The organism is Bacillota bacterium (genome assembly GCA_009711825.1).
Taxonomy (GTDB): domain Bacteria; phylum Bacillota; class Proteinivoracia; order UBA4975; family VEMY01; genus VEMY01.
On record VEMY01000047.1, the window covers coordinates 1 to 6,136 of the forward strand.

The window sequence follows — 6,136 nt, forward strand, 5'->3', positions numbered from 1 at the left end:
AAATCTGAATAGACTTTCCATTCTTTTTCACTTAAAGTGACAAACACTTCATTACTGACATATTCAGGCATCTTGAGATAATCGGTAGATTTCATAGAAATAGTGATGTCCGATATTTGTTTGTAGATTTCCTCTTCTGCACCTGGCAGTGGTTTATAAGAAAATATAATCTGTGCGTTTCTCTTATCTGGCTTAAAATAGGTGTTTCGATAATGGCTGATGTAGCGTCCAAGCCTTTGACCCAAATCAAGAATGCGAAACTCTGCCCATAAATCCATCAATCCATTACTGGAGGGAGTGCCGGTAAGACCAACTATTCTTTTTACAGAGGGTCTAACTTTGAGTAGACTCTTAAACCGCTTTGCACCATAGGACTTAAAGGATGACAGCTCATCAATGACTACCATATCAAAATGAAAAGGAATACCACTTTTATGAACCAACCAATCCACGTTCTCACGATTGATGATGTATACCGTTGATTGTTTCTTGAGGGCATCGATTCTTTCTTTTTCTGTTCCTACTGCCACCGAATAAGAGAGTCCTTTTAAGTGATCCCACTTTTTTATTTCAGCAGGCCATGTATCTCTTGCTACTCTTAAAGGAGCAATGACTAACACCTTGCAAACGAGAAAGCTATCCAAACACAGATCAAATATGGCGGATAAGGTAATCACACTTTTACCTAAACCCATTTCAAGAAATACTGCAGATATGGGATGGGATAAAATGAATTCAGTAGCATAGCTTTGGTATTCATGTGGATTGTATTTCACTAAGTATCCCTCCAATCTGTTCTATATCATCCAGGCAATAGACCAAAAAGCCTAATGCCTCTAATTGCTTCTTTCTTTTATTCTGTAAAGGACGCATCTTTTTCCCTGTTGCCTTACATTCGACAAAGGCGATTCTTCCCATGGGAAGTAATACAATGCGATCAGGCATGCCATCTATACCAGGACTCACAAATTTCGGGGCCATACCTCCCATGCTTTTTACTGTCGCTACCAGTTTTTGTTCTATATATTTTTCTTGCATAAATGACCTCCATAAATTGATTAGGAACAACAAGCACAACTTTTAACGTTTTTTCCTATACGCGCGCATACACACGCTCACGATGCTTTACTACTACTATTTATTAATTTATTACTAAGTAGTAAAACTCTTGTTCCACTCATTCCAGTAAAGCCAAAATGTCGGTAATGACTGGGTTTTTAAGAGAACAAGCATAAGGAACAACCATAGAACAAGGAACGACCTTACTCATTCTTCTCGTAACAACGTTGCCTACCGTAAATGGGAAAATTACTTGTTCCGTTCTTGTTCCCTTGGTACTTGTTCCACCCATTAATCTTTTTCATAATGCCTGCAATGGCATAGGAGTCCGCAGGCTTCATGGCGGAGGCATCCCTTCCAAAGCATTCACACCAAATTTCCATATTGCAAACAATCGTACGTTCTACCGTGCCAACACGGGATTCCCCACCAAATTCACTACCGTTTAGGTAATTTCTTCGCTCGTATAAGGACAGGGCATTCCAATCATCGGGTAAAAGCGTATCGAGATAGCTGCGAACAAGGCCTTCTCGCTCATCACTTTCCATGGCATCTGCCTGCTCATTCGTTGCCAACTCTACATCACTGCCCTCTAAATAGAGCTTTTCACCTTTGGCATAAAGCACCAAAGTTTCTGCCCAAATCTGCTCTACATCGTATACGGACATCTGCCATGCTTTTCTTTTACCGTCACCACTAATACGCACTGGCCAGAATCTTCGGTTACCCGTGATGTCTCGCAAAAATCCACTTTCTGCATTGGTAGAGCCGACAATGATACATTGACGTGGGTGGCTTTCAACATTCACCCCATAACTGGCACGGTATTTATCATCCGATCTTGAAATAAAGGATTTCACAACCTCCACATCGGTTTTTCGCATGCCAGCTAGTTCGCCCAGTTCTAAGATCCAGTATCCTTGAAGTTTTTCAGGGCCTGCTTTGTCTTTCATATCCGTGAGGGTTAAACTATCAGAAAACCAATCGCCTGCAAGCTTTGCAAAGAAGGTAGACTTACCGATGCCTTGTGGTCCATTCAGAATTAAAACGCTGTCGAATTTCGTGCCAGGATGAACAATTCTAGCGACTGCTGCCACCATCATTTTTCTAGTAACGGCTCTGGTATAGGAATTATCTGTTGCATTAAAATAATCAATCAGTAAGGTCTCAACGCGATCGGTTCCATCCCACTCTGGTAGATGATCCAGGTATTCTTTTATAGGATGATAGGATCGCTCTGCTGCGACTGCTAGTATTGCGTCCTTTGTTTTGGTTGGGGAGTAGATGCCATATTTATTAGATAGATAAACTTTAAGGGCTGCATTATCTGAATCATTCCAGCCACCCTTCATCTGTTCCCAAGGCAATCCATCTCTAGCATCGATTCCATCACGGTGCTTATTAAAGGCAATGGATTCTAGTTCTGAATCGTTGCGGATGATAAGAACGATATTATCCAAGGTGTCCTTAATCTTTCCTTGCTTATCTAGTTCAAGTGCTGTCTGCCAGTTATCTTCAGTAAAATCGATTGTTGCCTGTTCCATCCGCTCTTTCGTAAACTGTGCTTTTACTTCATCGTCTTGGATGGCAAATTCGCACATATTGATAAAGGATGGTAACTTACTTGGAGGTGTGCTTTCTGTCGCTCGATCATCTAAATGACCAAACTTATGAATACGAACAAGATCGAAAGCATTAAGCAGCCTCCCACTTGCAGGATCTGTTGCGTGGTGAGAATAGGCAAACTTATCATCATAGAGGATAACCCCTGCACTGGAGTCAGCCGGGATATAATCATATCGACCAACCATTACTGAAGGCTCGTATATATCATTTAAAAACGTATCAATCGCTCGGCTAACTGAGTAGGTACGGCAAAAAGTACCGATGACACCTTCTTTAGAAAGTGGATCGGCTTGTTCCTTTAATGAGCGATCAAGTACTTCTGACTGCCTAGAGGATACGGGCCAAGTACTGGTGTCTCGCCAATCATCGTATTTATTTAGAAATTCATCAGGATCAAGAATGGAGCCATCTTTCTCTTCATACACAAAAATGCCGTTTCTTGAAGTAGACGGCCAATACATTAATCGTTCCGGTTCATAGGTCGTATCATCAAAAAGGTCGATGCCGATTTCTTTTGCGACCATGCGACTAACAGCAGCATACTCTTCCTCTCCCACATCACGAAAGAGAGGAATAATCAGCCTTAGTCTTGGATTTTCTGGAGTATGTTTATGAGTAGAATAGATGCAACACTGATATGGGAAGAAGGTAGAGATTTCTTCCCATATAGTACTTGTGCCATAATCCATATCAAGGGTGAGCATGGAGCGTGATAGAACATTCCCTTTTTTACGTCTACCATCTTTTAAGTGACCGCCAACAAAACCTCCGACATCTTTAATGGAATCTTGACCACCTTTTCTCATTTTTCGATATTCTTCTACGGTTTCTGTGGTACGCTGTGTGGTCTTAACACGGGAGCAGAAGTCCTCCCAGCTGATGTCTGTGTTTTTCCATTTCTTATCCATTCGGCTGTTGCCGTATGCTATCTTCATAGAGACTCTACCTCCTTAAAATCCTTATTAAAATATCTGACCGGCTGTCTGCGTTTCTTTGCTTTTTCAATTTCAATACTCATACCTCTTGAAATCACATCACCTAGAACCCAGACCTCTTGGCATTTGCCCATCAGGATAATATCCATGAAAATAGCCTGGTCACGTTCCTGTTCATTGTTATCATCCATGAATTGCGGAAACATAAGATGTGGAGCAAGCGGGATATTGCCCTTGTCTAAAGCAAAACGACAAAATGCTCGTGTGCGCTTATTGTTGTTTTCTATATCGCCACTAAATGGAGAGCAAATATAGACAAGGGGCTTAAAGGCAGCTTTTGCTGCTGCCTTTTCCTCACGAGTGATATTGCTAAGTGCTTTATGAGGAGTTGGGTCATGATACCCTTCTGCGTTGTTCATATTGATTCCCATATCACACCTCCATCTCAATCTGCGGATAAATACCATCCACCTTTAATTGTTCGTAGATAAAAAGTCTTCCTTTTTGCGTCCACTTGGTATGCACTTTCGTATGCTTTATACCTTTGCTATCTTCGTAAATATGAGTGTTGGTTTTGGTATATCCATTGGGAGCATACTTTTGATAAAGAAGCCAAATGTCACCTTGCTTAAACTGAATCCCTTTTTCATGAAGGTATTCGTTCATACGCATGGCACTCCAGCCATAATCTTTAGCAATCACAGAGATATTGACTGCATCCCTGCATTTAAGAACCACATCATAATAAGTAGCCTTGGGTTTCATCTCAGCAATTTGTTGTTGACCAATCGCAACTGCCGCCATCAGTTCCTTGTTTTTTTCACGTTCTTCTTTTAATGCAGTAAATGCAGCAATGGCAAGGTCTGGATTTGCGATTAAATCGTCTGTTGCATAAAGTCCATGTTTGCGAATAGCAGGGAGGACTTCATTGGTGACCCATCGCTTAAACTTTTTAGCATTTGGCATTTTGCTTGAGAGGATGAGGCTGTACAGCCCGGATTCGTTGATAGCAGTCATCGTTTGATTTCTTCCTATGGCGTCACGAATCGTTACGTCATCCTTGTCCTCTTCATCAATGTGGTCAATTAAAGCTTTGCGAGTATTTGCATAGCCAAGAATATCAGCAACATCCTTACCTACAAAATAAGGTTGACCGCCAAGCGTTGTAGTACGTACAGAGCCGAACTCTGCATTTTTGTAAACTTGTAATTCCATTCGAATTACCTCCTTGTGTTTTTTTGGAGGTCTTGACCTCCTACCTAGTAGCCTTGGGAGAAGGTCAAATCTGACGGTTTTTATATTCTTGTTCTAATTTCTTTATGGCTCGCTTTAATTTCTGAGTAATATTGTTTTCACTTACACCGATGGAACTGGCATATTCTCGAATCGACATACCGTCAATGCGTACTGCAATGAACATATCTGCCCAGTCCTGCTTTTTGCCAAGAACGGTGCGTATCCATTGGCAGACAGATTCGTACTCATCTTGGTGATTGCGCTCTATCTCCTGAGAGTTATCAGCGAAAGTATCCATGACATCTATTTCAACCTCATCATCTTTTCGATAAGGTGTCTTGGGATTACCAAGATGCCTATGGTAGCGACGCCAATGGTTGTATTCCTTGTTGTTCATGAGGTCGAACATTTCTTGTAGAGTCTCGCAGCGTTTCACCTCTGCCTTCTTTTCAGGCTTTGCTTCTGCAAGACGTTGTTCATAGTCGATTTCCAGCATGACGCTGTAATCTCCGTCTGGAATTTCAATTGTGGTGTAGTTCTTGTGACCGTTTTTGATGTTGTCTTCATATAAAACTCGAATCTTCATAAAGTATTCCTTTCCGCCTAGTCATTGGGCGGCGGAATACAAAAAGAGCCTGCGGTGAAGATGACCACAGACTCCGCTTGTCCTAAAAAAGGGCACACGAAATAACGGTGGGTGCATCTTCATTCCAAACACAGTCTTTATTACTGTGTTCTGAACTCTTATGCATCCCGCCGTCCGTATGCGCACTAGGACTTTGAGATTGATTTTGTTGAGCGATAACCGCTCTGGATAGATTTCTCCCTTAGGGAAGATAGGTAGGCTGATTATTCTAATCTGTCGCTACCTATCATTTGTTCTGAAATTACTTTTTCTTGCTTGGTCTTGTTTGACTTAAAGCACTTCCAGCAACCGACTTGGCTTTCTTGCTGTAGCGTCCATCGTTAAGAATTTTGCTTGCTTTTGATGCAACTCTCTTGGATGTTTGCTTCGAATTTCGCTTTGCCATTTACGTTCCCTCCTTTCATAAATTGGATTCAATCATTCATTTTCGTAAACATAATGTAGATTTTCGCAAAGATATATGATAGAATATTGTTTTTGCTGAGCCATATAGCCCATAAGTTGACGGTATTGCCTGTCCAACAACTGCTAGGTATAATGACCTTATCTTATGAAAGGAAAGGACGCCCCGTTAGCGTGCTACCCATTACAGCAGCACCAGGGCGTCCCAACTCAAAAACCATGGTCATTATAT

Annotated in this window: 6 protein-coding genes; all 6 read right to left on the reverse strand. The window is 41.5% G+C overall.

The window, feature by feature from the left end; genetic code table 11:
• Nucleotides 1-776: ATP-dependent helicase (locus FH749_13090; GenBank protein ID MTI96389.1), on the reverse strand; the 776-nt coding region annotated here is incomplete at its 3' end.
• Nucleotides 757-1,038: a VRR-NUC domain-containing protein gene (locus FH749_13095; GenBank protein MTI96390.1), complete on the reverse strand. Its 282-nt coding sequence runs from the start codon at nt 1,036-1,038 to the stop codon at nt 757-759. The genes FH749_13090 and FH749_13095, both read right to left, overlap by 20 nt.
• 224 nt (nt 1,039-1,262) lie before the next feature.
• Nucleotides 1,263-3,620, reverse strand: a complete 2,358-nt coding sequence (locus tag FH749_13100; protein ID MTI96391.1) for a hypothetical protein — start codon at nt 3,618-3,620, stop codon at nt 1,263-1,265.
• Nucleotides 3,617-4,051 carry a DUF4406 domain-containing protein gene (locus FH749_13105; protein MTI96392.1) on the reverse strand — a complete coding sequence of 145 codons (435 nt, stop codon included), beginning with the start codon at nt 4,049-4,051 and terminating at the stop codon, nt 3,617-3,619. The genes FH749_13100 and FH749_13105 overlap by 4 nt, the downstream gene beginning before the upstream one ends.
• 1 nt (nt 4,052) lies before the next feature.
• Complete coding sequence (locus FH749_13110; protein ID MTI96393.1) at nt 4,053-4,835, reverse strand: phage antirepressor; 783 nt, start codon at nt 4,833-4,835, stop codon at nt 4,053-4,055.
• 64 nt (nt 4,836-4,899) lie between these two features.
• Complete coding sequence (locus FH749_13115; protein ID MTI96394.1) at nt 4,900-5,442, reverse strand: sigma-70 family RNA polymerase sigma factor; 543 nt, start codon at nt 5,440-5,442, stop codon at nt 4,900-4,902.
• Between the last annotated feature and the right edge of the window lie 694 nt (nt 5,443-6,136).

Bases quoted from the DNA above. Each gene is read 5' to 3' on its own strand.
- FH749_13110 (MTI96393.1), bottom strand. From the start codon at position 4,835: ATGGAATTACAAGTTTACAAAAATGCAGAGTTCGGCTCTGTACGTACT.
- FH749_13095 (MTI96390.1), bottom strand. From the start codon at position 1,038: ATGCAAGAAAAATATATAGAACAAAAACTGGTAGCGACAGTAAAAAGC.
- FH749_13115 (MTI96394.1), bottom strand. From the start codon at position 5,442: ATGAAGATTCGAGTTTTATATGAAGACAACATCAAAAACGGTCACAAG.
- FH749_13100 (MTI96391.1), bottom strand. From the start codon at position 3,620: ATGAAGATAGCATACGGCAACAGCCGAATGGATAAGAAATGGAAAAAC.
- FH749_13105 (MTI96392.1), bottom strand. From the start codon at position 4,051: ATGGGAATCAATATGAACAACGCAGAAGGGTATCATGACCCAACTCCT.